The organism is Microbacterium jejuense, assembly GCF_019511665.1.
Taxonomy (GTDB): domain Bacteria; phylum Actinomycetota; class Actinomycetes; order Actinomycetales; family Microbacteriaceae; genus Microbacterium; species Microbacterium jejuense_A.
In genome coordinates this window covers 56,015-80,480 of sequence record NZ_JAEUAW010000013.1, presented here as the reverse complement: position 1 = coordinate 80,480, position 24,466 = coordinate 56,015, and the positions used below count along the sequence as shown (strand labels likewise).

Annotated in this window: 14 protein-coding genes; 5 read left to right on the top strand and 9 right to left on the bottom strand. The window is 71.5% G+C overall.

Annotation, left to right across the window (positions count from 1 at the left end; all coding sequences use genetic code 11):
• Positions 1-108: 108 nt before the first annotated feature.
• Positions 109-3,096 (top strand): ATP-binding protein, encoded by a 2,988-nt coding sequence (locus JNB62_RS15335; RefSeq protein WP_308291826.1) that lies wholly within the window; start codon positions 109-111, stop codon positions 3,094-3,096.
• On the opposite strand, the gene JNB62_RS15330 is transcribed toward JNB62_RS15335, so the two are convergent.
• Both JNB62_RS15330 and JNB62_RS15325 read right to left on the bottom strand, forming a co-directional pair.
• The gene (locus tag JNB62_RS15330) at positions 3,079-3,534 is read right to left on the bottom strand and encodes a DUF6176 family protein (protein WP_220301765.1); all 456 of its coding nucleotides are present in this window, start codon (positions 3,532-3,534) and stop codon (positions 3,079-3,081) included. The genes JNB62_RS15335 and JNB62_RS15330 overlap by 18 nt on opposite strands.
• Before the next feature lie 158 nt (positions 3,535-3,692).
• A complete protein-coding gene (locus JNB62_RS15325) occupies positions 3,693-5,279 on the bottom strand; it encodes an HNH endonuclease signature motif containing protein (protein ID WP_220301764.1) in 1,587 nt (528 codons plus the stop codon).
• Between the two features lie 84 nt (positions 5,280-5,363).
• Between JNB62_RS15325 and JNB62_RS15320 the strand changes: the two genes are divergently transcribed.
• Positions 5,364-6,086, top strand: coding sequence for a hypothetical protein (locus tag JNB62_RS15320; protein ID WP_220301763.1), 723 nt, complete (start codon positions 5,364-5,366; stop codon positions 6,084-6,086).
• A 415-nt stretch (positions 6,087-6,501) separates the two neighbouring features.
• On the opposite strand, the gene JNB62_RS15315 is transcribed toward JNB62_RS15320, so the two are convergent.
• Both JNB62_RS15315 and JNB62_RS15310 read right to left on the bottom strand, forming a co-directional pair.
• A complete protein-coding gene (locus JNB62_RS15315) occupies positions 6,502-7,323 on the bottom strand; it encodes an ABC transporter permease (RefSeq protein WP_220301762.1) in 822 nt (273 codons plus the stop codon).
• Positions 7,320-8,336, bottom strand: a complete 1,017-nt coding sequence (locus tag JNB62_RS15310) for an ATP-binding cassette domain-containing protein (RefSeq protein ID WP_220301761.1) — start codon at positions 8,334-8,336, stop codon at positions 7,320-7,322. Before JNB62_RS15310 ends, JNB62_RS15315 begins: the two co-directional genes overlap by 4 nt.
• 242 nt (positions 8,337-8,578) lie before the next feature.
• On the opposite strand from JNB62_RS15310, the gene JNB62_RS15305 reads away from it, so the two are divergent.
• Positions 8,579-10,402, top strand: coding sequence for a choice-of-anchor K domain-containing protein (locus JNB62_RS15305; protein ID WP_220301760.1), 1,824 nt, complete (start codon positions 8,579-8,581; stop codon positions 10,400-10,402).
• Positions 10,403-10,763: 361 nt separating this feature from the next.
• On the opposite strand, the gene JNB62_RS15300 is transcribed toward JNB62_RS15305, so the two are convergent.
• From JNB62_RS15300 to JNB62_RS15290, 3 genes are all read right to left on the bottom strand, one after another.
• Complete coding sequence (locus tag JNB62_RS15300) at positions 10,764-12,149, bottom strand: glycine--tRNA ligase (protein WP_220301759.1); 1,386 nt, start codon at positions 12,147-12,149, stop codon at positions 10,764-10,766.
• 69 nt (positions 12,150-12,218) lie between these two features.
• Positions 12,219-13,244, bottom strand: coding sequence for a hypothetical protein (locus JNB62_RS15295; RefSeq protein WP_220301758.1), 1,026 nt, complete (start codon positions 13,242-13,244; stop codon positions 12,219-12,221).
• An 8-nt stretch (positions 13,245-13,252) separates the two neighbouring features.
• Positions 13,253-15,112: a vWA domain-containing protein gene (locus JNB62_RS15290; RefSeq protein ID WP_223231183.1), complete on the bottom strand. Its 1,860-nt coding sequence runs from the start codon at positions 15,110-15,112 to the stop codon at positions 13,253-13,255.
• A gap of 159 nt (positions 15,113-15,271) precedes the next feature.
• Here JNB62_RS15290 and JNB62_RS15285 point away from each other — a divergent pair, with 159 nt between their 5' ends.
• A complete protein-coding gene (locus JNB62_RS15285; RefSeq protein ID WP_220301757.1) occupies positions 15,272-15,928 on the top strand; it encodes a hypothetical protein in 657 nt (218 codons plus the stop codon).
• A gap of 9 nt (positions 15,929-15,937) precedes the next feature.
• Here JNB62_RS15285 and JNB62_RS15280 read toward each other — a convergent pair whose 3' ends face one another.
• Positions 15,938-16,261, bottom strand: coding sequence for a DUF4870 domain-containing protein (locus JNB62_RS15280; protein ID WP_220301803.1), 324 nt, complete (start codon positions 16,259-16,261; stop codon positions 15,938-15,940).
• Positions 16,262-16,343: 82 nt separating this feature from the next.
• A complete protein-coding gene (locus JNB62_RS15275) occupies positions 16,344-17,714 on the bottom strand; it encodes an alpha-hydroxy-acid oxidizing protein (protein WP_220301756.1) in 1,371 nt (456 codons plus the stop codon).
• A 361-nt stretch (positions 17,715-18,075) separates the two neighbouring features.
• On the opposite strand from JNB62_RS15275, the gene JNB62_RS19505 reads away from it, so the two are divergent.
• Positions 18,076-24,384 (top strand): rhamnogalacturonan lyase family protein, encoded by a 6,309-nt coding sequence (locus tag JNB62_RS19505; RefSeq protein WP_220301802.1) that lies wholly within the window; start codon positions 18,076-18,078, stop codon positions 24,382-24,384.
• The last annotated feature ends 82 nt before the right edge of the window (positions 24,385-24,466 follow it).

The following is a 24,466-nucleotide window of genomic DNA, read 5'->3' as shown; positions in this document are numbered from 1 at the left end:
GCTGCCACCAGCCGACCTCCGCCGCTCGGCCCCGTGCTCCCGTCGCGGGAGTGACGGTGTCGGCTCGGCAGCGGTGCTGCAACGGGGGCGGGTCCTAAGGTGGACCGCGTGCGACTGCGGTTCTTCGGCGGCATCTCGATCGCCGACGGCGATCGAGCCGTCGACGTCCGCGGGCGCGGCCAGGAGGCACTGCTGTTCCGGCTCGCGCTCGACGCCGGCAGCACGGTCGCGTACCGCGCCCTCGCCGAGGATGTGTGGCCCGACGACCTGCCCGAGGATCCGCGGGCGTCGCTGCAGTCGCTCGCGTCGCGGCTGCGTCGGGCACTGCCCCGCGGCGTCCTCGAAGCAGCCCCCGGCGGCTACCGGCTGGCGGTCGACCGCGACGACGTCGACCTCGCGCACTTCGCCGACCTCGTCGACCGCGCCCGTCGCGCCGATGACCCGGCGTCGGCGGCCGCCGACGCACGCGCCGCGCTCGACCTGTGGACCGGCGACCCGTGGACGCCAGGCGAAGGCTTCGACTGGGTCGTGCGCGATCTACTCGAGGACCGCGCCCACGCCGAGCGGCTGGCATCCGGTTCCGTTCCGTCAGGCGAGGAATCCGGGATGCCGGCGGCCGAGCGGGTCGCCGCCGTTCCCGCCGCACTCACGCCGCTCATCGGCAGGCAACACGAGCTCGCGCTGATCGACGAGCAGCTCGGCGTCGAACGGCTGGTGACCCTCATCGGTCCGGGCGGCGCCGGAAAGACGACCCTCGCGCTCGAGACCGCGCGCCGGCGCCCCGGATCGGTCGTCGTGGAACTCGCCCCGGCGGCGCCCGGCGAGGTATGGGCGGCCGTCGCCGGCGCCGTGGGCCGCAGCATCCGGATCGGCGAACTGGTGTCGGCGACCGCCCGCGACCGCGTGCTCGAGGCCCTCACCGGCCGCACCGTCCTCCTGGTGCTCGACAACTGCGAGCACGTGTCGGCCGAGGCCGCCGCCGCGGCGCTCGACGTGTTGCGCAGCGCGCCGGGCACCCGCATCCTGGCGACGAGCCGCGAACCGCTGGGCCTCGCCGGGGAGGCGTTCGTCGATCTCGGGCCGCTGCCCCAGGGCGACGCACGCGAGCTGTTCGTGCGGCGCGTGCGCGCCGCACGCGGGACCCCGCCCGCACCCGAGGACGCCGAGGCGGTCGAGCGCATCGTGACGCGGCTCGATGGCCTGCCGCTCGCACTCGAACTCGCTGCCGCCAAGGCCCGCACGCTCACGATCGCCGAGATCGACACGGGCCTCGACGACCGCTTCGCGCTGCTCGCGACGGGCCCGCGCGCCGTCGAGGCACGGCATCAGACGCTCCGCGCCCTGATCGATTGGAGCTGGGAGACCCTGACCGGGTCCGAGCGCACCGCCCTCCTCGCGGCCGCCGTCTTTCCGGACGGCATCGCCGCCGGCGACGTCGCCGTCGTCGCCCGCGCGTTCGGAGTGGATGCCGGTTCCTTCGACGCCCTCGTCGACAAATCTCTGCTGCACCGATCCGAGCGACGCCTGCGGATGCTCGAGACCGTGCGGGAGTACGGCATCGACCGCCTGCGCAGTGAGGGACACGAGGCGGAGTTCCGCGGCATCCAAGCCCGCGCGATGGCGGAGCTCGCCGCCCGTGAGGACGCCCGGCTGCGTGGCCCCGCCGTGCGCGAAGGACTGGCATGGTTCGATGCCGACGACGAGAACCTCAGCGCCGCGCTGCGCGCCTGCGCCGAGCAGGCGGGCCTGGCCGACGTGGGCGTGCGGCTCGTGCGCGCCAACCTGTGGACCTGGCTCATGCGCGAGCGGTTCGAGGAGCTCTCGGCCGGCCTCACCACGTTCTTCGCGGCAGCGGGCGCGCTCGACTCCGAGCCCGCGGTGGTCGTGCGGGGTGTCGGGCTGCTCGCGCGCGCCTTCGACCTCAGCCGTCGCGAGATGGACCGCAACGAGAACGCCGACGGCGTGCCACGGCACAGCGACCTGGTCGCCGACACTCCGTCCACCAACGACGCCCTGGAGCTGCTGGAACGGGAATCCCCCGCCGTCATCGCCGCCGCTGCGGTGCACCGCAGCGAGCTGTCGGCCGTGATCGGCCCGCTCCTGCGCGGCGTCGCGACGACCGCGCGCGAGACGCCGCCGGGGCGGCCGTGGCCGCGCACGACCGTCATCGACGACACGGGCCTTGAGGAGGCACCGGAGTGGTCGAAGGCGTTCGTCGGCATGATGCGCTCGGCGATCGCGCAGAACAGCGGCGACACCGCGACGCTCGGCGTCGAGAGCGAGCGGTCGCTCGCGACGTTCCTGCGGCTCGGCGACGTGTGGGGAACGGCGTTCGCGAGCCAGATGCGCTCGGAATGGCTGCAGTTGGCCGGGCGTCTCGAGGAGGCCCTCGATGTCGCCGACACCTCCAGCGAAGCACTGGCGGGGCTGACCTCCACCGCCGATCTCGTTCAGCAGCGGGCGCAGAGCATCGGCCTGCTGCTGAGGCTCGGGCGCGTCGACGAGGCGCGCGAGCGGCTGACCCGCCTGGAACGGCTCGCGCGCGACAACGAGTCGCCCCAGGGCCTCGCCCAGGTGCACATGAGCGCCGCCACGATCGAGATCGCGGTCGGTGACGGCGCTGCGGCCCTTCGGCACCTGGACGAGGTGGACTCCGACGCCATGCCGTCCTTCCCCGATCAGCTCGTCGCGTGGGCCCTGTCCAAGCGCGCACAGGCGCTCGTGCTGCTGGGTCGCAGCGACGCGGCGGCGACGGCACTCCGGTCGGCGCTGCCCGCCGCGATCGGCAGCGGCGACCACCCGATCGTGTCGGACGTGGCCGTCTCGATCGCCGGCTGGCTGGCCCTCGAGGGACGAGACGGCGATGCCGGCCGCGCCCTGACCGCGGCCGCGCGCATCCGGGGCGGCGCCGATGCCGAGGAGCCGTTCCTCCGGGTGCTGAGGGCACGCCTCGGCACCGAGGCGCTGGACCCGGCCGTGGCCGGCTCGGAGGCCGGACGCGTCACGACCGTCGACGGCACCGCCGACCCCGCCGTCGACGCGGAGCACGAGGTCGCCGTGCTCAGCGCACTGCTCGGCTCACCCGGCGACTCCTGAGGCGCCCCACCGTTCCATCGCCGCCCGCAGGTGGGCGGGAGTGAGCATGAACATCGGCTCGAGCTCCTCCCAGCCGGGCTCCTTCACACGTCTGCTGTAGGCCGCGTGCGCGGCATCCACCGGGTTCGACTCGTCGAGTCCGCCGCCGTCCTCACCCATCAAGGCGAAGTGGTAGATCCACAGCGATCCATCGGCCTCACGGTGCCGGAAGGTGGCCTCGAACACCGCCCGTTCGGCGGGAAGCGTCGCCAGGCACTCGTCGTACCGTTCGGTGAGCATCGCCATCCACTCGGCGACCTCGTCCTCTCTGCCGTCGACGATGCGTGCGCGGCTGAGCTCGAGCCGCAACCCGGGTGGGACCGTCGGCGGCATCGGAAAGCCCTCGAAGTCGCGCGGAACGGGACGGAACGGAATGCGGGGAACCACGTCGTCGACCATGCCAGTACCCTGCCACGACGCCGGCCCGGCCGGTCCGCGTACCTGCCGTGTGCCTGCCGTGCGCCTGCCGTGTGCCTGCCCTCCGCGGTGGGCGGGCGGGCGAAGCCAATGCGCGCAGATCCGTCCGCAGCGGGCGAGGGTGCATCCCGGCGCGCCGATCAGAACGGCGCGTCGCCCTGGTAGTGCGCCGATGCCAGCCGCGCGAACCCACCAGACGGGACGAACTGCACCACCGATGGCGGCCGATCGAGGTAGCGACGCCCGGTGGGACTGGTCCATTCGAGGACTCCCCCGCCGACCTGCCGCACTCGCCACGCGGTGGCGTGCTTGACCGTATGGTGGCGCGGGCAGAAGTGCGCCAGATTGACTGCGCTCGTCCGCCCGCCCCGCGCATGGTCGATCGTGTGGTCGACGTCGCACCGCGTGGGTCTGCGTACACAACCGGGGAACCGACATCGTTCGTCTCGGGCGCGGAGGAACCTGCGGAGTTCGGCGCTCGGCCGATACCTGTCGACAGCCATCGGAAGCCCCGTGTGCGGGTGGTACATGACGCGATCCCATCCGGGGGCTCCGGCCGCGAGTTCGCACGCCGTCTCACGATCGATCGGGCCGTACCCCGTCAGCAGCGCCGGCTCGTCGCCCTTGCCGGCGGCAGTGAGCACCGGAATGGTGATCTGCACCTCACCGCGGATCGACGCCAGGGCGTCGCCGTGTGCGCTGGGCGCTCCGGTCAGCATCAGGTCCGCGAGGATGTCGGCACGGAGCTCGTCACGCGATCGGTGTTCAGCCCCTGGCGCGGTGGACACCTCGGCCACGCGGTCGCAGCCGGCATCTGCATCCGCCGCCGCAGCGCCGTCGGCCGCAGCGCCGTCGGCCGCAGCGCCGTGAGCCGTACCGCCGTCCACCGCGGCGTCCACGGTTCGTGGCCTGGCGGGTCGTTCGTCTTCGACGTCGTCGCGGGCGTCGGCTGCCGCATCCGGATCCGCCTCGGCGCAGGCAGACTCCGCTGCCGCGCGGTCGGCCTCGAACTCGATCTCTGCCATCTGTGTCAGCCGGTCGAAGATCGCGTAGGCGAGCACCGCCGGAAGATCGGCCATCAGCCGCGCCATGCCGTCTTCCAGATCGATGACGCGCACCCGGCGGGTGCTGCGCGCCCGCCGTTGCAGCTCGGCCGCCAGCTCGGGGTCGATGCGCGCCGCGACCACCCGGGCGATCGCCCGCAGGCGAGGCGGCGTCTCGAACTCGGCCGCTTCGAGCAGGATCCGCTCGTACTCGCCGCAGACCGCCTCGTCGAACAGCGCCGCGCCGCAGTCGACGATCGCGGAGGCGTGCGCGTGATCGATGCGACCGTCAGCGAGCGCACGATGCGTCGCCGCGAATCGGTCGACGAGGCTGCTCGCCGCAGACATGCGCGCCTGAACCGTGCGGTCGCTCAGCCGCATCGCGGCGCCCAGCTCGCTCGAGACCTCGCGCAGCGCGAGGTCGTGCGCGGTTGTTCGACCTGCCCTGCGCCGCTCATCCTCGCGAGCGCTCACGATCTGTGCGGCGTCCGCCAGCAGGCGAGCCTCTTCGGCCTGCAGTCGGGCGATCTGCGCGCGGGCCGCCTGAACGCCGGACACCACGCGTTCCAGCGCACCCCAGGTCGCGTCGCCTGTGTCGAGCCGGTTGCCCACGATGCCTCCTGCAGAAGCGCACGTCAGCGCGATGAGGATCAAACGAAACGTGGGCACGAGTTCGATCTGCATCCAGAGTAGAACATAACTACGACACTCGCAAGCACTTTCTCCCGGACCGTTGCCCTCTCCGCGCCGCGCGGCCATGCTCTGCACATGAGGTTCGCCGGAGTGCTGCCCTCCGATGCCCCCGATCCGATGGACGAGCTGCGGAAGCGCGTGCGAGCGCTGCCGTTCCCGCTGATGGGCCTGGAGCCGCAGCCGGCGGTCGAGGACTTCGACTCGTTCAGCACCGCGGAGGCGACCGACGCCCACGCCGCGTGGAGCATCACCGTCGGCGTGAATTACACCCTGTGGCGCAACCCCGACGACCGCGACGATCCGGTCAACCTCGCCGACCTCGACGACGACGCGCGCGAGCGGCTGGACGTCGAACCACCGTGGCCGAGGCCCGCCTGGATCCTCGACCACGTGCGACGCCTCCACTTCCCGCGGCTGAGGGAGGCCGTGCGGACCACGTGGGACCGGGACCCGTCCGAGCGGTCGACGCTGACCCACCATCTCGTGCACCACGCCAACGACGTGTTGATGAACGGCTTCCGCGAAGAGCTCGGCTTGCCCATGGGCCCGCCGCCACCTGGATACGACCCCTTCTCCGGCGGCTGGCGCGTCACCGCGGCCGCCATGAACACGCGCGCGACCGTCGCCGTCGACGGCGTCGAGCGAGAGGCGTCCGAGATCGACACCGACCCATTCGTCTACGCGGTCGGCGTGCGCCTTGCGCCCGACCGTGTCGCGACCGCCGTCATCCCGCGCGACGACCTGCCGTACGTCCGCGTCGCGCTGGCCACCCGAACCGGTTCGTCCACCGCGAGCTGACACCGCCCGCACACATACGCGCGCGCGACGGCCCGCGTGGCGTTTCGTCCCGCTGCGCTCGCTCAACGACCGGGCGCACACGCCGACCGTCGACGCCTCACGCGCCGGGGACCACCCCGAATGGATGCCGGCGGCCCCACCCGCGCCCCTGCACGGCGTTTCGTCTCGCTGCGCTCGCGCAACGACCGGGAGCCGCATCAGCCCCGAGAACGCGACGACGCCCGCATCCCGACATGCTCGCTCAACGACCGGGCGCGCACGCCGACCGTCACCCCCCGGGGGAATCACGAATGGATGCCGGCGGCCGCGCCACCCGCACAGCCGGGGTGGCGTCACGCGCCGGACCGCACCGACAGTGACGGGCCGAGGTCGGTCGACCTCGGCCCGTCACGCCGCCGGGGGTGGCGGCATCCACTCATGCCTTTCGCATGTACGCGCGCACCGTGAGCGGGGCGAACACCGCCACGATGACCGCCGCGCCGAGCAGGGCGGTGAACACGTCGGCTGTCACGATGCCTTCGTTCGCGAGCGAGCGGACGGCCGTGACGAGGTGCGACACGGGGTTGATGTCGACGAACCACTGCAGCCACTCGGGCATGGTGTCGGCGGGCACGAACGCGTTCGACAGGAAGGTCAGCGGGAACAGGATGAGCATCGAGATGCCCTGCACGCTCGACGCGGTGCGCGCGATGACTCCGAAGAACGCGAAGATCCAGCTCATGGCCCACGAGCAGGCGATCACGAGGAGTCCGGCGGCCAGGACGCCGCCCATACCGCCGCCCGGGCGGTACCCCATGATGAAGCCCATCGTGAAGGTGAGCGTCGTGGCGATCGCGTAGCGGATCGTGTCTGCCAGCAGCGCGCCCGACAGCGGCGCGATGCGCGCGATCGGCAGCGAGCGGAACCGGTCGAACACGCCCTTGTCCATGTCTTCGCGCAGCTGCGTGCCGGTCACGACCGAGGTCGTGATGACGGTCTGCACGAGGATGCCCGGGATGATGATGGGCAGGTAGCTCGCCACATCGCCGGCGATCGCGCCGCCGAAGATGTACGTGAACATCAGCGTGAAGATGATGGGCTGCACCGTCACGTCGACGAGCTGCTCGGGCGTGCGGCGGATCTTGAGGATGCCGCGCCACGCCATGGTGAGCGTGTTGCGCACCGTGAGCGAGAGGCTCGCGCGGTTGGAGAGGTCGCGCTCGGCGACCGGGACGATGGGGGTGATCACGGCGGTCATGCGCGGACTCCTTCGAGTTCGTCGGCCGTCATGTGGGCGGCCTCGCCGGCTTCAGGCACGCCCTTGCCGGTCAGGGTGAGGAACACCTCGTCGAGCGTCGGCTGCTGGACGCTCAGCTCTTCGAGGTGCAGGTCGGCCGCGCGGAACGCCACCAGCAGGTCGGCCACGCGATCGGGGTCGCTCATCGGCACCGTGAGGCGAGCCGCCTCCGGCGAGACGATGGCGGTGACGCCCAGCACGCGGGCGATCTCGCGCTGCGCCTCGGCGATGTCGGACCCGGCTCGCAGCCGCAGCAGCAGCGACGACTGGCCGACCGACGCCTTCAGCTCGAGCGCGGTGCCCTCGGCGACGACGGTGCCGCGGTCGATGACCGCGATGCGGTCGGCGAGCTGGTCGGCCTCGTCGAGGTACTGCGTCGTGAGCACCACGGTCGAGCCGGTCGCGACGAGGCGGCGGATCGTGTCCCACATCTGCCCGCGCGTGCGGGGGTCGAGGCCCGTCGTCGGCTCGTCGAGGAAGATGAGGGGCGGCTGGGCGATGAGGGATGCCGCGAGGTCCAGGCGGCGGCGCATGCCGCCCGAGAACTTCGCCAGCGGCCGGGTGGCGGCCTCGGTGAGCGAGAACTCCTCGAGCAGCTCGGCGGCCTTGCGCTTCGCGTCGGCGCGCGAGAGCCCGAGCAGCCGCGCGAAGATGACGAGATTCTCGGTAGCGGACAGCGTCTCGTCGACGGATGCGAACTGCCCCGTCAGGCCGATCAGCTGACGGACGATCTGCGCGTCGCGGACGACGTCGTAGCCGAAGATCTCGGCCTTCCCGGCGTCCGGACGCAGCAGCGTCGACAGCATGCTGATGGTGGTGGTCTTGCCCGCGCCGTTGGGCCCGAGCACGCCGTAGACGGTGCCGGCCTCGACGGTCAGATCGACGCCGTCGACCGCGCGGTTGCTGCCGAAGGTCTTGACGAGCCCCTCGGCGCGGACCGCGGGGGTGCGGGATGCGGAACTGATGTTGGTCATGTCACCCAGAGTGCGCGCCGGGTGCTGTCACACCGGTGTCACGGCATCCCTCGCACTGCCGTCGCGCTGTCACGACGCTGTCAGCGGATGCGTCCGCCGCGACGGACATTCTGCGACGGCGGCGTCATGAAACCGGACAGCGCGCGTCCTGCAGGGTGCAAGCGCATGTCGGCGGACCCGAAACCCCGACGTGCACCGATTCGAGGGCGCCCTACCCGAGGGCGCCGCCTGGGGGCAATTCCATGCATGATGTCTTCGCGCGCCCGCGCGCCTTCACCCATCACCCGCCGGCCGGCGCCGGACGAACCCGGCGCCTGCTGACGGCGGCCCTGGCCACCGTGCTGCTGGTGGCCCCGGCATCCGTCGTCGCGGGAGTCGCGATGGATGCCGCACCCGCCGCCGCGGCTTCGCTGTCGATCCCCGTCGCGGACGGGGTGCAGACGCGCATGGCCTCGCACACCGGGTGGAACGGCCAGACCGCCGCGAACCCGACCACCGGCGACTGCGTGCGCTACGGCTGGGCGCCCGACACCGTCACGTCCGGCGCGATCGACAACGCCGGAGGCTCGGCGGGCACGCAGGCGAGCGCCTGGTCGGACGGCGCGGCAGCGTGGGTCACCACCGGCACGACGGCCTACTCCGCCCACGGGCGTGGCGGATCCAGCTGCAGCGACCGGCTGGACCTGACGTCGCAGAGCGCCGTGGGCTTCTCGCCCGCGTCGATCGCCTCGGTCGAGACAGGGGTCGCGTTCAACCTCGGTCGCATGGTGCACCGCAACAACCCGGTGTACACGACGAACCAGTGGTTCCGCGGCGAGATGGACGTGAAGCTGCTCGGCCTGGATCTCACGTACGCGTGGCAGCTGCACGAGACGCCGAACCAGGCGAACCCGCCCGAGAACCCCGCCAACAACGACGTGCTGGAGTTCGTGAACACCGTCAGCGAGCACTCGTTCGAGGGCCCCGACGGCAACCGGTACACCCTCGTCGTCAGCGGGTTCGCCTCCCCGCGGCCCGACGGCACGTGCGCGCCGACCCTCACCGACCCGGGCCAGGCGATCAACCGCTTCGAGACGGTCGAGCGGACGTCGACCTATGGATGCCTCTACGGCGAGATCCAGCAGGTCCGCAGCCTCACCGTGGTCAAGGCCGCGGAAGCCGCGCACTCGGCGCCGGCCGGGATCCCGGCCTTCGGCTTCACGACCGACGCCGGGACGCCCGGTTCGGCGTGGACCGACGGCTTCGCGCTCACCCCGACGGCGCTCGGCGCCGACGGCGCGGCGTCCGTCACGCGTGACGTCGTCGTGGGCGAGACCCTGACGATCGCCGAGGACGCGACCGCCGAGCCGTGGGCGTTCACGAGCCTGGTGTGCGTCGACGGCACCGGCACCGTCCTGCCCATCACCGCCGGCGAGCGGATCGAGATCGCGGGCGACCTGGCGGCGAGGGATGCCGCCGCCGCACCCATCACGTGCACCTACACCAACACGTACGACCCGCGCGGGGACCTCGTGATCGCCAAGACGGTGACTCCGCGCGACGGCACGCCCGCCGCCGGATACACGGGCGGCGGCGACCGCGCGTTCGACATCGCCTACGCGTGCACGTTCGACGGAGAGACGGTCGCCGAAGGCACCGCCGCGGCCTCGATCGACACGGCTGCGACGGTGACCGGCCTTCCGGTCGGTGCGGACTGCGCCATCACGGGTGAGGCCGCCTCCGCCGACGCTGGCGATTTCGCCGACGACACGTACACGTGGGACGGCTACACGGTGTCGGCCGCCTCCGCCATCGTGACCGCCGACACGGCCGCGACGCTGACCGTCGACAACCGCTTCGTGCGCGAGGAGCCGGCGCCCACCCCTACCCCGGTCGACCCCACGCCGACGCCGACCGAGACCGCCCCTCCGGCGCCGCCCGCGCCGCCCGCTGCCGGTGGCCCGACGGGCGACCTCGCCCTGACCGGTGCCGGCCCGGTGCTGCCGTTCGCGCTCACCGGCGCGGGGCTCGTGGCGCTGGGGGCTGCGGTGGCGCTCCTGCTGCGCCGGCGCAGGGCGCAGGGCTGAGAGACCGCGGGCGCGGCCGAGAGCAGTTCCCCGGTTCCAGCCGGCTGCGCCCGCACGCCGGAGCCCGTCGGCTCCGGCGGAGCGGATGCCGCGACAGGCACGTCGCGGCATCCGCTCGCTCGTTCGAGGGCGGCGTCGGCCGTGCCGATGTCAGCCTCCGAGCACGCCGCCGGCATCCTCCATCCCGCCCGCGAGATCAGGAGATCTGGCGGGGACCGGATGGTCTGAGCGCAATCGTCCTGCGCGCGCCAGATCTCCTGATCTCGCCGGCCCGGACGGGCCCGTTCGTTGACCAGAACAGTGGATGCCGCCACCCGGCCGGGTGGCGGCATCCACTGTTCTCGGCGTCAGGCGCCGGGGGTCAGGCGCCGCGCAGGCGCTCCGCGAGGTAGGCGTGCAAGCCCTCGAGCGGCACACGCTCCTGGCCCATCGTGTCGCGGTCGCGGACGGTGACGGCGCGGTCGTCGAGCGAGTCGAAGTCGACCGTGATGCAGAAGGGCGTGCCGATCTCGTCCTGACGGCGGTAACGGCGGCCGATCGCGCCGGCGTCGTCGAAGTCGATGTTCCAGTCGCCGCGCAGGCTCTCGGCGACCTCGCGGGCGATGGGTGACAGCTGCTCGTTGCGGCTCAGCGGCAGCACGGCAGCCTTGACCGGCGCGAGGCGCGGGTCGAGCTTGAGCACCGTGCGGGTGTCGGTGCCGCCCTTCGCGTTCGGCGCCTCCTCTTCGTGGTAGGCGTCGACGAGGAACGCCATCATGCTGCGGGTGAGGCCGAACGACGGCTCGATGACGTACGGCGTGTAGGTCGAGCCCGACGCCTGGTCGAAGTACTGCAGCTTCGCGCCCGACGCCTCCGTGTGGCTGCTGAGGTCGTAGTCGGTGCGGTTGGCGACGCCCATGAGCTCGCCCCACTCCTTGCCGGGGAACCCGAAGCGGTACTCGACGTCGATCGTGCCGTCCGAATAGTGCGCGCGGTCCTCTTCGGGCACGTCGAAGCGCCGCATGTTGGCGGGGTCGATGCCGAGGTCGACGAACCAGTTCCAGCACTCCTCGACCCAGTGGTCGAACCATTCCTGCGCCTCGGCCGGCGGGACGAAGTACTCGATCTCCATCTGCTCGAACTCGCGGGTGCGGAAGATGAAGTTGCCGGGGGTGATCTCGTTGCGGAACGCCTTGCCGACCTGGCCGATGCCGAACGGCGGCTTCTTGCGGCTCGCGGTGAGCACGTTCGAGAAGTTCACGAAGATGCCCTGGGCGGTCTCGGGGCGCAGGAAGTACAGGCCCGACTCGTCGTCGACGACGCCGAGGTAGGTCTTCACGAGACCCGAGAACGCCTTGGGCTCGGTGTACTGGCCCTTCGTGCCGCAGTTGGGGCACGGCACGTCGGCGAGGCCGTTCTCGGCCTTGCGGCCCTTGCGCGCCTCGAAGTCCTCGATGAGGTTGTCGGCGCGGAAGCGCTTGTGGCAGTGCAGGCACTCGACCAGCGGGTCGGTGAAGGTCGCGACGTGGCCGGAGGCCTCCCACACGCGCTTGGGCAGGATGATCGACGAGTCGAGGCCGACCATGTCGCCGCGTCCGCGCACGAACGTCTGCCACCACTGGCGGCGGATGTTCTCCTTCAGCTCGGTGCCCAGGGGACCGTAGTCCCACGCCGACCGGGACCCGCCGTAGATCTCACCCGCTTGGAACACGAACCCGCGGTGACGGGCGAGGGCGATGACTTTGTCGAGGCGAGACTGCTCGGCCACGGTGGCTCCAATGGTCGGGAGGGGGATGCACGAGCGTGCGGACGCCGGGGATTCCGGCATCCGTCGATTCTAGTCGCCGTGCGGCGTCGGGCCCGCGTCGCCGTCGGCCCGCTCGAAGGCGCGATCCCATTCCTGCAGCTCTTTGCGCCTACCCATCAGCCCATCGAGCGACACCTGGAAGTGCAGCCCACGGCGCGCGTTGACCTGCTTGATGTTCTCGACGAGCTCCGAGGAGAACGACGAGACGGCGGAGCGCACCTCCTGCACGCGCTCGACGGGGTCGTCCCACAGATCCGGACGCGTCAGGATGTCGAGCAGGTAGTCGCGGTCCAGCGCACCCGTGAGCTTGCGCAGCGTCTCGCCGTACTCGACGGCGGCCGTGGCGCGCTGCCCCTCCTCGCCCTTGCGGTCGAGGCGCGCGAACAGCTCGGTCGTGTTCTGCGCGATCACCGCGACCTCGTGGGCCACCTCACCGGCCTGAGGGACGCCGGCGCTCCCGGCCCGCGCGTACTCGGCCGCGAGCGTCTGGAGGGTGTGGACGTGCGTGCGCACGGGCTCGGGCAACGGGTGCCTGCCGGGGGCGGCCCGCCCGCGCCGGCGCGAACGGGCGACGCCGAAGACGACAGCGCCCGCGGCCACGAGCGCGGCGACCCCGAGTGCGATCCCGATGAAGGGCCCGGCATCTGGCGCCGACGCGGACGGCGCCGGCGACGCGGCGATGACCCCCTGGATCGTCTCTGTCAGCGCGGCATCGACGTCGCCGGCCGCCGTCTCGGCCTCGTTCGCGATGCGCATGGCCTCGCCCTGCTCGAGCACGCGGGAGCCGGCCGACAGGTCGTCGCCGACCGCCACGATGATGGTCTGGCACTCGGGGTGCGCGGCGGCCAGCTGCGACACGATGTCGCGACCGGATGCCTCGAGCGCGGCGTTGTCCGAGAACACGGCGACGCCGATCGACTCGTCGCCGATCTGCGCGACGAGCTGGTCGTGCAGCTGCGCGGCACCGGGCACCTCGGACGAGACGTACACGCCGTCCTCGGCGATGCCGTCGACGGCATCGTCCACGTAGCCCTGCGCGTCCGTCGCGATGATCATGCGGAGCCTCAGAAGTTGTTGATGACCGAGGCGAACACGAGGTCGATCTTCGCGGCGTCCGACGCGTCGAACCACTGACCGCCGGTCGCCTCGGCGATGCGCTGCAGCGCGCCGGTGTCGGCGCCCTCGCCGTAGGCGATCGGGAAGATGCGCACCGGGGCGTCGTCGCCGCCCTCACGGGCCGACTTGCCGATCTTGGCGATCAGCGAGTCGAGCGAGATCGACGAATCCGTGTCCTGCCCGTCCGACAGCACGACGATCGCGTTGATGCGCCCGGGTTCGGCTCGGGCGAGCATCTCGTCGTACGCGGCTGCGATGGCGTCGTACAGCGGCGTGCCCTCGCGGGTCGCGAACTTCAGATCGTCGAGCGACGACTCGACCGACTCGCGGTCGGAGGCGAGCGGCTCGACGTCGCGCAGCACGACGAGGTTCTCGCCGGCCGGGGACGAGACGCCCGTCGTGAAGGCCCACACGCCGACCTCGTCCGTCGAGCGGAAGTGGCCCAGCGTCGCCTGGGCGCCCTCGATGGCGCCGTCGAGCTTGGACCGGCCGTCGCCGATCGGGTCGTCCATCGAACCCGAGATGTCGATCACCTCGAGCACCGACGACGGCTTGCGGATCTGCGTCCACTGGTCGATCGCGGCCGACACGACGTCGACCGCGGGCTTGGGCAGCGTGATCGCCGGGCCGGCGGCATCCACTCCGTACTCCGCGGTGAACAGGTCGCCCAGCGGCACCGAGGGGTCCAGGGGCCGGAAGCCGTACTCGGGCAGGATCCGCTGCGCCGCGTCCGTCTGCAGGAACGCCGCGAACGCCGCGCCCGCCTCGGCCTGCGCGGGCGTCACCCAATCGGCTCCGAGCACCGTGATCGGGTTGTCGGACCACATCGACCCGCCCGACGGATACACCGCGACGAGCTTCTCTTTCGGCGGGGTCAGCGTCTCGCCCGGCTGCACGGTGTGCGAATCGGGGTTGCCCTGGTTGTAGTTGAGCAGCGACGTCTCTTCGAGGGCGATCGCCGAGACGTAGCCCGACCCGCCCGCGCCGTTCTGCGTCTCGTCGTAGAGCCGCGCCAGCACCTTGCCGGTGGTGTCGCCGTAGTGGATGACGCACTCCTCGAACACGCGCGAGAACTCGGCGGCCGCGGCGACGTCGTCGGCGCTCAGGTCGGCGGTCTTGCCCGCCGCCTCGTAGGACTGCATGAGGATGGCCGAGAGCCCCGTGGTCGACGTGTTGGGGTTCGTCTTCGAGATCTTGAACGACCCCCACAGCGGCTTGCCGACGCTCGCCCAGCCCTGCGGGTCCTGGCACAGGCGCTCGAAGTCTCCGATCCCGATCGCGGTGCCCGGGTAGCCCAGCGCCTTCGCCATCGTCTCGGGCACGCCGAACACGACGGGCGTGTGGGTGAACGACTCCGGCTCGCCGACGAGGGAGGGGGATGCCGCGGCCGCCACCCGTTCGGTCCAGACCGTCGACGCCGGCGACCACATCGTGGGCCAGCGGCGCGTGTCTTCGTCGGGCCAGTCGCCGCCCGCCGTGAGGAACCGGGTCGCGTCGCCCGACGACACGTTGATGGGGTGGACGGTCGCGCACTCGTCGAGCTGCTCGTGCTGCGACGACTCCTTGAAAGCGTCGGCCAGCGCGTCGAGCATGTTGACCTTCTCGGACGACGTCGCCACGACGACGCTCGTGCAGCCGTCGTCGGCGAAGTCCCCGTCGCCGAAGTCGCTGTCGTCGGGGGTCGGCGCGAAGCAGCCGGTGAGCGCGATGACCGGCGCGATCAGGATCGCCGCTGCGGCGAGCGCGCGCGGTCGGATCCTGACCAGGGGGCTGCTGTCGGCGGACGAACGCCGGGTTCGTGCGGGCATGGCAGAAGCCTAAGGGTCAAGTCGTCCCGACACACACGAGGGTTCAGCGCCGGCACCCGGGCATTTCTCCGTCGAGCAGCGCGGCCGGTGTCGTGTCGGGCCGCCCCTTCAGCTCGAGTGCAGCGCGGCATAGCCTGAAGCGGTCGATCGGAGAATCCGATGGCCATCGCCACCGCCAGCCGTGCCGGGCATCCCGGCAGATGGGTGATCGCGACCGCCGTGCTTGCCGGGGTCGCCGGCCTTGCGGGCTGCACTCCCGCGACGGGTAAGGAGGAGGCCCTGTACGCGTCGGCGCGGCAGCACGACCTGCTGTTCCGGCAGACCGTCGCCACCGTCCTGCTGCATCTGTACGACGGCGACTGGCAGGTCCAGGAGTACGGCGACCTCCCCGTCGCCTGCGACGAGGGCTACGGCTTCGAGCTCGGCCGCACCACTCCGGAGGGCTGGACCCTCGACGGCGACGCACACGCCGATGCCCCGACGCTCGCCCATCGGGCCGCGCGGTGGCTCACCGACCGGGGCTGGACTGCTCGGGATGCCGCCGCCGACGCCGACGGCACCGTCGAGGTGCACGCGTCTGTGGAGGGCTTCGGCATCGAAACGCTCACGATCGAGATCCGCGACGGTGAGGGATCGGCCGATGCCATCGGCGTCCGGGCCACGACCAGGTGCTTCGACGGCGCGCCCGACGAGCTGACGGCGATCCTGTACCCGGGGTGGCCGGACGATCCGGTCGCGCATGACCCGCTCCCCGCGTCGGAGCCGCCGGGCGCGGTGCCCGTCTTCGGCTTCACCGCCGACGGGCACCCGCGCTGAGGCGCGTTCTCAGCTGAGGAACGTGATCGCGACCGGGTACTTGTACCACTCGCCGCGGTTGGCCTTCACGGCGGCGATGATGCTGAACACGATGTTGAGCACCCAGACCGCCAGCAGGAGGATCACACCGATGCCGACAGCCGAGAGCACGACCCCCACGACATAGGCGATGAGCAGCGTCAGCTGGAAGTTCAGTGCGGTGGCGGTGTGGGCGCGCACGAACGGGCCGCGGTCCTTGAGCACGAGATAGCCGATCAGCGCGGGCAGGAAGCCGAAGAAGATGCCGCCGATGTGGATGAGCGTCGCCCACAGCTTCTCGTCGGTGGGACTCATCGGCTGCGGCTGCGGCGCGGCATACGGGTACTGCGGAGGAGGGGGTGTGGTCACCGCCCCAGACTAGGGGCAACGTCGTGACTCACGCCTCCCGCAGCGCGTGCCGGTCGACGTCGGCGATCGAGGTCAGCCCGGCGAGACCCAGCGTGATGTCGAGCTCGGCCAGCACGTTGCGGATCACCTCGGCCGCCCCGGCCTCGCCCGCTATGGCGAGACCGTACGCGTACGGCCGCCCGAGTGCCACGGCGGTCGCCCCGAGCGCCAGCGCGATGAACGCGTCGGACCCCTGTCGCACGCCCGAGTCGAAAACGATGGGCACGCGGCCGGCGACCCGCTCGGCGATGGTGGGCAGCACGTCCAGGGTCGGCACGGACTGGTCGATCTGCCGCCCGCCGTGGTTGGAGATCCAGATGCCGTCGACGCCCGCATCGAGCGCGCGAATGGCGTCGTCCGGGTGCACGATGCCCTTGAGGATCAGCGGCAGCGACGTCCACTGCCGCGCCTTGGCGAGATCGTCCCACGTGAGCGCCGGGGTCGAGAACACCTCGAGGAACGTCTCGACCGCCGCGCGCGGCAGCGGCGAGCGCAGGTTCTCGCGCATGCTCGACGAGCCGGTGAGCGCGGCGCCTTTGCGCGCGATGCGCACGCCGGCGGCCACCGCTCTGGGAGTCACCCTGACCGGCGGCGCCGCGTCGGCCGCCGAGCCCGTGGACGCGCGTGCCCGTTCGCGCACGAGCTGCTGGAAGACCGGATCGCTCGTGTACTGCGCGATGCCCATCGCCCGCGTGAACGGCAGGTAGGCGAGGTCGAGGTCGCGCGTGCGCCAGCCCAGCAGGTGGGTGTCGAGCGTCACCACGATCGCCTCGCACCCGGAGGCCTCCGCCCGACGCAGCAGCGACGCGTTGAGCTCGTCCGACGCCGACCAGTACAGCTGGAACAGGCGGGAGCCGGCGGGTGCGCCACTTGCGCTGAGCGAGGAACGAGACGAAGCGTCCCTCACCTCCTCCATCGCGAAGGAGGCCTGGTTCGAGAGCGTGTACGGGACGCCGAGGGATGCCGCGGCCCGCGCCACCGCGAGGTCGGCGTCGGCGTGCGCGAGCTCCATGACACCCAGCGGCGCGAGGATGAGCGGCGTCGGGCGTCGCACGCCCAGGAAGTCGATCGACAGGTCGCGGCTCGACACGTCGCGCAGGGGGCGCGGCCACACCTGCCACCGGGCGAATGCGGCGCGGTTGGCGGCGACGGTCCGCTCCGCGCCGGCTCCCCCGGCGATGTACGCGAAGGCCTCGGCGCTGAGCGCCTTGCGCGCGGCGGATTCGAGCGCATCGACGTCGACGGGCACGCGGGGGCGGGTGCCGCTGATGCCGGCTCGGTAGATGTCGGACTGGGTGCGGCGCGAGATGCCGCGCGAGGCGGCGGCGGGGTCGCCTGGAGCGTCGATGCTCTGAGCCATGGCGCCCAGCCTAGGAGGATCCGTGGAGCCCGCCGCCGGCGCGGTCCGTATGCGCACCGACGGCGGGGGTGTGGGAAAGCGTTCGCCGAGGACGATAGACCACGTCGGTGACGACGCACAAGCCGACGCCGTGCGATCGCAAAAACGTTTCACGAAATCCTTGCCCCACGCCGGGTGCTCGTGCCAGACTGCCGACGAACGCGAACGGAATACGCTTTCCGCACCGTCCGCAACCAACCCAGCAAGACCGGACAGGGCCCGAGTCCGTACGTGCCCGGTTCACGACGACACTCCGCCGCGACGCCGCGGGGGATGCCGCCATCCTTTGCCGATGCTGACAACAGGAGGAACCGTGCCCCACGTGTCCGCACGCGCCGACGGCGCGACGCGACCCGCAGAACACGCCCGCGCATCCCGCGCCGCGCGCGGGCTGCGTCTCACCGCGATCGCCGGCGCCGCCGCCGTCGTCGCGGCGCTCATGACCGCGACGCCCGCCGCGGCCCTGCTCGCCCCCGCCGAGGACGGCGCGTGGCGCTTCGACTTCGGAACTGCGACCAGTGCCGTGGCCGAGGGCTTCCAGCAGGTGCTCACGAGTTCGCGCTACACCGCCGAGACCGGCTGGGGCATCACGCTTCCCGACGGCGCGACGCTGTTCGACCGCGACCGCAGCACCGACGGCTCCCCCGCCGGTGCCATGGAGGACGACTTCGTGGCCGGCACGAACTGGGGCTTCCAGCTCGACGGCGTGCCCGAGGGCTCGTACGCGGTCACCGTCACGATCGGCGACGGGCTGAGCTCGGCATCCGGAACCAACGCCACCGTGACGCTCGAAGGCGTCGCCCAGACGCGGCTCACGTCCGGCAAGGGCCTCAACGCCACCGCGACCTACACCGCCGTCGTCACCGACGGGCAGCTCACGATCGGCTTCGCCGGCTCCGGCCTGGGCGCGTACGTGAACGGCCTGGTCGTCGCACCGGCGCTGCCGGCGACGCCGGCCGACCTCGCCACAGCGCGCGTCGCCTGGAACGGCGTCGACCTGACCTGGGCCGCGGTGGACGGCGCCGCCGGGTACCGCGTGCTGCGCGCCGACGTCACGGGAGGCACGACCGGCGCGTTCGCGCAGCTCGCCGAGGTGACCGATCCGGCCTACACCGACGCGTCCGTCGCGGAGGGCGGCTCGTACGCCTACGCCGTCGCATCCGTCGACGCCTACGACCGGGTCTCGCCGCAGTCGGCCGAGGTGCGCTCGGGCACCATCCCGGCGCTCGTCGCCCCCGTCGCGCCCACCGACCTCGCCGTCGCACAGGTGACCAAGCAGGCCGTGGTGCTGTCGTGGTCGGCCGTCGCGAACGGCGACGAGTACGTGGTCGAGCGCGCGGGCGCCGACGGTGCGTTCGCGACCGTCGCCGCCGTCACGACACCCGGGTACACGGATGCCGTCGACACCGCGCAGCAGTGGACGTACCGGGTCACCGCCCGCAACCAGGCCGGTCCGTCGCCGGCGTCGGCCACGGTGACCTCGGACATCTACACGGCACCCGCACCGCTGCCCGCCGGCGATGTCGTGACGTTCGACTTCGGTCCCGGCCAGGTGGCCGAGGGCGCCCTCGCGGTCACGAGCACGACGGCCTACGACCCGGAGTGGGGGTACGGCTTCTCGGCCGCGCCGACGTCGGCCACGCCCGACGTCGACCGCGGCGGCGACGACGCGCTGCGCGGCGACTTCGTGTCGGCAGCCGGCGCGACCTTCGAGGTCGACCTCGGCGCCGGCGACTACTCGGTGCGCCTCGTGTCGGGCGACGCCGACGAGGCGACGACCACGACCGTGACGGCCGAGAGCATCGCCAAGGTGCAGCCGAATCCGCAGACGGCGGGCTCGTACCTCGACATGTCGTTCACGATCGCGCTCGTCGACGGCACCCTCACCCTCGTGTTCGGCGGCGACGTGCCCGTCGTGAACGCCCTGACGATCACGCGCCTGCCCGAGCGCGTCGCAGGAGCCATCCCGACCGCGTACATCGCGGGCGACTCGACGGTGCAGACGTACGACCCGATCGCCTACGCGCCGCAGGCCGGCTGGGGGCAGATGATCGACCGCTTCTTCGCGGCGGACGTCGCCTTCTCGAATCAGGCGATCGGCGGCCGCTCGTCGAAGAACTTCATCAGCCAGGGGCGCCTGGACGACATCCTGCGTGCGGTGCGGCCCGGCGACTACCTCGTGGTGCAGTTCGGCCACAACGACGCCACCCAGGGCGTCGACGACCGGTACGCGAGCCCCGCGGACTACAAGGAGTATCTGCGCGTCTACGTCGAAGGAGCCCGCCAGCGCGGCGCCACCCCGATTCTCGTGACGCCGGTCTCGCGCCGTTCGTTCAACGCCGACACGGGCCTCTTCAACGTCAGCTTCCCCGAGTACGTCGACAAGATGAAGGAGCTCGCGGCCGAAGAGGACGTGCTGCTGGTCGACCTCTCGGCCTCCAGCCGCGCCTACCTCGACCAGATCGGCCCCGAGGCCGCCAAGGCCGTGTTCCTCTACGCCGACCCCGGCGTCTTCCCGCAGCGTCCCGCAGGCATCGCCGACGACACGCACTTCCAGGAGTACGGCGCGATCCAGATGGCCCGCCTCGTCGCGCAGGACGTCAAGGCACTCGATGACCCGCTCGCCGCGAAGGTGACCGATGTCGAGCCGCCCGCCGACGTGCCGGTGGCACCGCAGAACGTGGTCGCCGGGGCCATCAGCAACGGTGGGGCGACGCTGCAGTGGGATGCCTCGCCCACGGCCGACATCTACAAGATCTACCGACAGGCCGTCGCCGACCCCGAGCCCACGTGGGCGCTCGTCGGCATGGTGACGCAGACCAGCTCGATCGTGCAGGGCCTCGCCGAGGGCACCGGCTATCGCTACCGGGTGGTCGCGGTGAACGGCCGCGGCGAGTCCGAACCGAGCGCCGTCGTGACCTTCACGACCAAGCAGGCGCTGTACAAGTACGACTTCCAGCTCGCGGGCAATCCGCTCATGCCCGGCTACACCGAGGTCACGCCCGACCTGGCGTACACCCCCGAGCGCGGCTACGGCTTCACCAACACGCTGCCCGCCACGGCCGGCCGCGATCGCGGTGCGGCCGACGGGTCGAACGACCTCGTGCGCGACTTCGTGCTGCCGGGCGACAGCTCGACCTTCGCGCTGGACGTGCCGAACGGCACGTACTCGGTGAAGACCTACTCGGGCGACTGGATCGGATCGAGCAAGACCAGCTTCCGCGTCGAGGGCAAGGAGGCGGGCAGCGGCAACGCCGGCAAGGGCTCGGTCAACGAGACCCTGCGCGGACCGTTCCTCGTCACCGACGGCCAGCTGAACGTCGAGGCGTACGGCGCCGCGTCCGGCTCGCGCCTGAACGGCCTCGAGATCACGCCGATCCTGCTCGGCCCGGTGGGACTCGAGGTCACCGACGTGAACGCCGACCCGGCGGCGCCCAGTGTGGCGCTGGCCTGGACCGGCGAGAGCGGGCTGACGTGGAACGTCTATCGCCAGTCGCCGTTCGACGCGAAGCCTGTGCTCGTGGCATCCGTCGACCAGCCCTCGTTCGTCGACACGTCGGCGCGCGTCGGGCTCGACTACGAGTACCACGTGACCGCCGTCGACCAGACGAAGCTCGAGTCGGTTCCGTCGAAGGCCGTCGAGGTGTCGTTCGTGGATGCCTCGATCACGCCGCCGACCGCGCCCACCGGCCTTGCGGTCGACAGCATCGACAAGCGGTCGATCGACCTGTCGTGGGCGCAGCCGCTGAACGCGCTGTACTACCTGGTGTTCCGCTCCGAGGTCGAGGGCGAGCAGGGAGAGCTGGTGGGCGTCGCCGACGCGAGCCGCTACACCGACAGCACCGTGCTCACCACGATCCCGTACTTCTACACGGTGGTCGCGGTCAACGCGGGCGGCGTGGGCGCGGCCTCGGCACAGCTGAAGACGGACGCGGTGACGGTGCTGCAGCGGCAGGCCGAGTACCTCGACCGCGCTCCGGCGGCCGTGGCGACGGACGAGGGAACCCTGGTGTCGTGGCGCATGCTGGGCACCGACCCCGACAGCGTCGCGTTCCACGTCTACCGTGACGGCACGCGCCTGACCACGACCCCGATCACGGACTCGACGAACTATCTCGACACGACCGGGTCGGCGGCATCCACGTACTTCATCACGAAGGTGCTGGACGGCGTCGAGACCACCGAGACCGAGACGTTCGGCGTGCAGGACGGCGACTACCTGTCGGTGTCGCTCGACAAGCCCGCCGACGGGTACACGAAGGACGGTCAGCCCTACACCTACACGGCCAACGACACCAGCCTCGGCGACGTCGACGGCGACGGGCAGTACGAGCTGATCGTGAAGTGGGACGCCCGCTCGCACGACAACTCGCAGGCCGGCTACAACGGCAACGTGCTGCTGGACGCCTACCGGCTCGACGGCACGCGGCTGTGGCGCATCGATCTCGGCGTGAACATCCGTGCCGGCGCGCACTACACGCAGTTCCAGGTGTACGACTACGACGGCGACGGCCGCGCCGAGGTCATGATGAAGACCGCCGACGGCACGATCGACGGCGTGGGCCAGCCCATCGGCAACGCGAGCGCCGACTACCGCAACAGCTCGGGCTACATCCTGAGCGGTCCGGAGTACCTCACGGTGTTCGACGGCCTCACCGGCGCCGCGATCGACACGGTCGACTACGTGCCGCCGCGCGGCGACGTCGGGGCCTGGGGAGACACGTACGGCAACCGGGTCGACCGGTTCCTCGCGGGCACCGCCTACCTCGACGGCGAGCACCCGAGCGCGATCTTCAGCCGCGGGTACTACACCCGCGCGGTGATGGCGGCGTACGACTTCGACGGCTCGAAGCTGCACCAGCGCTGGGTGCTCGACTCGAACGACGAGGGCAACGAGGGCTTCTACGGCATGGGCAACCACAACCTGTCGGTGGCCGACGTGGACGGCGACGCCAAGGACGAGATCGTCTACGGCTCGGCCACGGTCGACGACGACGGCTCGCTGCTGTATTCGACGGGCCTCGGCCACGGCGATGCGCTGCACGTGTCGGACCTCGACCCGAACCGTCCCGGACTCGAGGTGTTCGCGGCCCACGAAGAGATGGGCGCGTCGGGCGACCGCGGCGCCACGATGCGCGACGCGCGCACCGGCGAAGTCCTGTGGTCGATCCCGGCCACGAAGGACACCGGTCGTGCCGCGTCCGCCGACATCGACCCGCGCTATGAGGGTGCCGAGGGGTGGGCGATCGGCGGCGACGCCGCCTGGAACTCCCCCGTCGGCCAGCTGAAGTCCTCCACCGGCGAGCTCATCAGCGAGAAGATCCCCGCGGCGAACTTCCTGGCCTGGTTCGACGGCGACCCGCTGCGCGAGATCGTCGACCACGACTTCGACACGACGACGCGCCTCGGCGTGCCGACGGTGGCGAAGTGGAACTGGCAGACCGAGTCGTCCGACGTGATCCTGCGGGCCGACGGAGCCCTGTCGAACAACGACACCAAGGGCACGCCCAACCTGCAGGCCGACCTGTTCGGCGACTGGCGTGAAGAGATCGCGTGGCGCTCGGCGGATTCCACCGAGCTGCGCATCTACTCCACCACCGACGAGACGTCGATCCGGCTGCGCACGCTCATGCACGACCCGGTCTACCGGCTGTCGGTCGCATGGCAGAACACCGGCTACAACCAGCCCCCGCAGACGAGCTTCTTCCTCGGCGACGGGTTCACGCAGCCGGCCGCTCCGCGCATCGCCGTGACGGGAGACCCGGGCGGAGCCGTGGATGCCACGGCCCCGACCCTCTCGGGCGTCCCGGCCGACGGCACGCTGCTGCCGAACACGGGCACGTTCACGGTCGGCGTGACGGCGGATGACCCCGAGTCCGGAGTGCGCAACCTCGACATCGCGTTCGACGGCGAGCCCGTCGCACCCGGTGCCGGGATCGCCCTGGCCGACAAGGTCGGCGTCCACACCCTCACGGTCAACGCCGTGAACCACGACGGACTGGTCACCCGCGCATCGGTGCAGCTGCTGGTGTTCGACGACGAGGGGGCCACCAAGGCGCCGGGTCGCGGCATCCTCTCGTCCGACTCCGGATGGGAGAACGGACTCAGAGACGGCCGCTACACCGTGTCGATGAACCTGTGGTCCGGTGTCAACGGCGCCGTCTACAAGCTGTACGAGAACGGCGCGCTCATCGCCACGAAGCTGCTCGACGCGAACTCGCCCAAGGCGCAGCTGGCGACCGTCGACGTGACCGGCAAGCCCAACGGCACCTACGTGTACACGGGCGAGCTCATCAACGCCGTCGGCACGACCGCGACGTCGTCGGTGACCGTGAAGGTGAAGGATGCCGCACCCGGCGTCCCGGTCCTGTCGCACGACAACCACGACAAGGACGGCAACTACACCGTCACCGCCGACCTGTGGTGGGGCACCAACGCCACGTCGTACCGGCTCTACGAGAACGGGACGCTGATCGACGAGCAGACGCTCGTCGCGGCATCCCCGAACGCGCAGCACGCTGCGACCGCGGTCGTCGGACGCGCGCCCGGCACGTACACGTACGTCGCCGAGTTCGCCAATGCCGCAGGCACCACCACCTCGAAAGCCGTCACGGTGACGGTCAAGAAGTAGCGGCGCTCCACGGCGGCCGGTCATCCCGCACGGGATGGCCGGCCGTCGTGCTTCTGCCCGCCGACGAGGGCTTTTGTCCCCC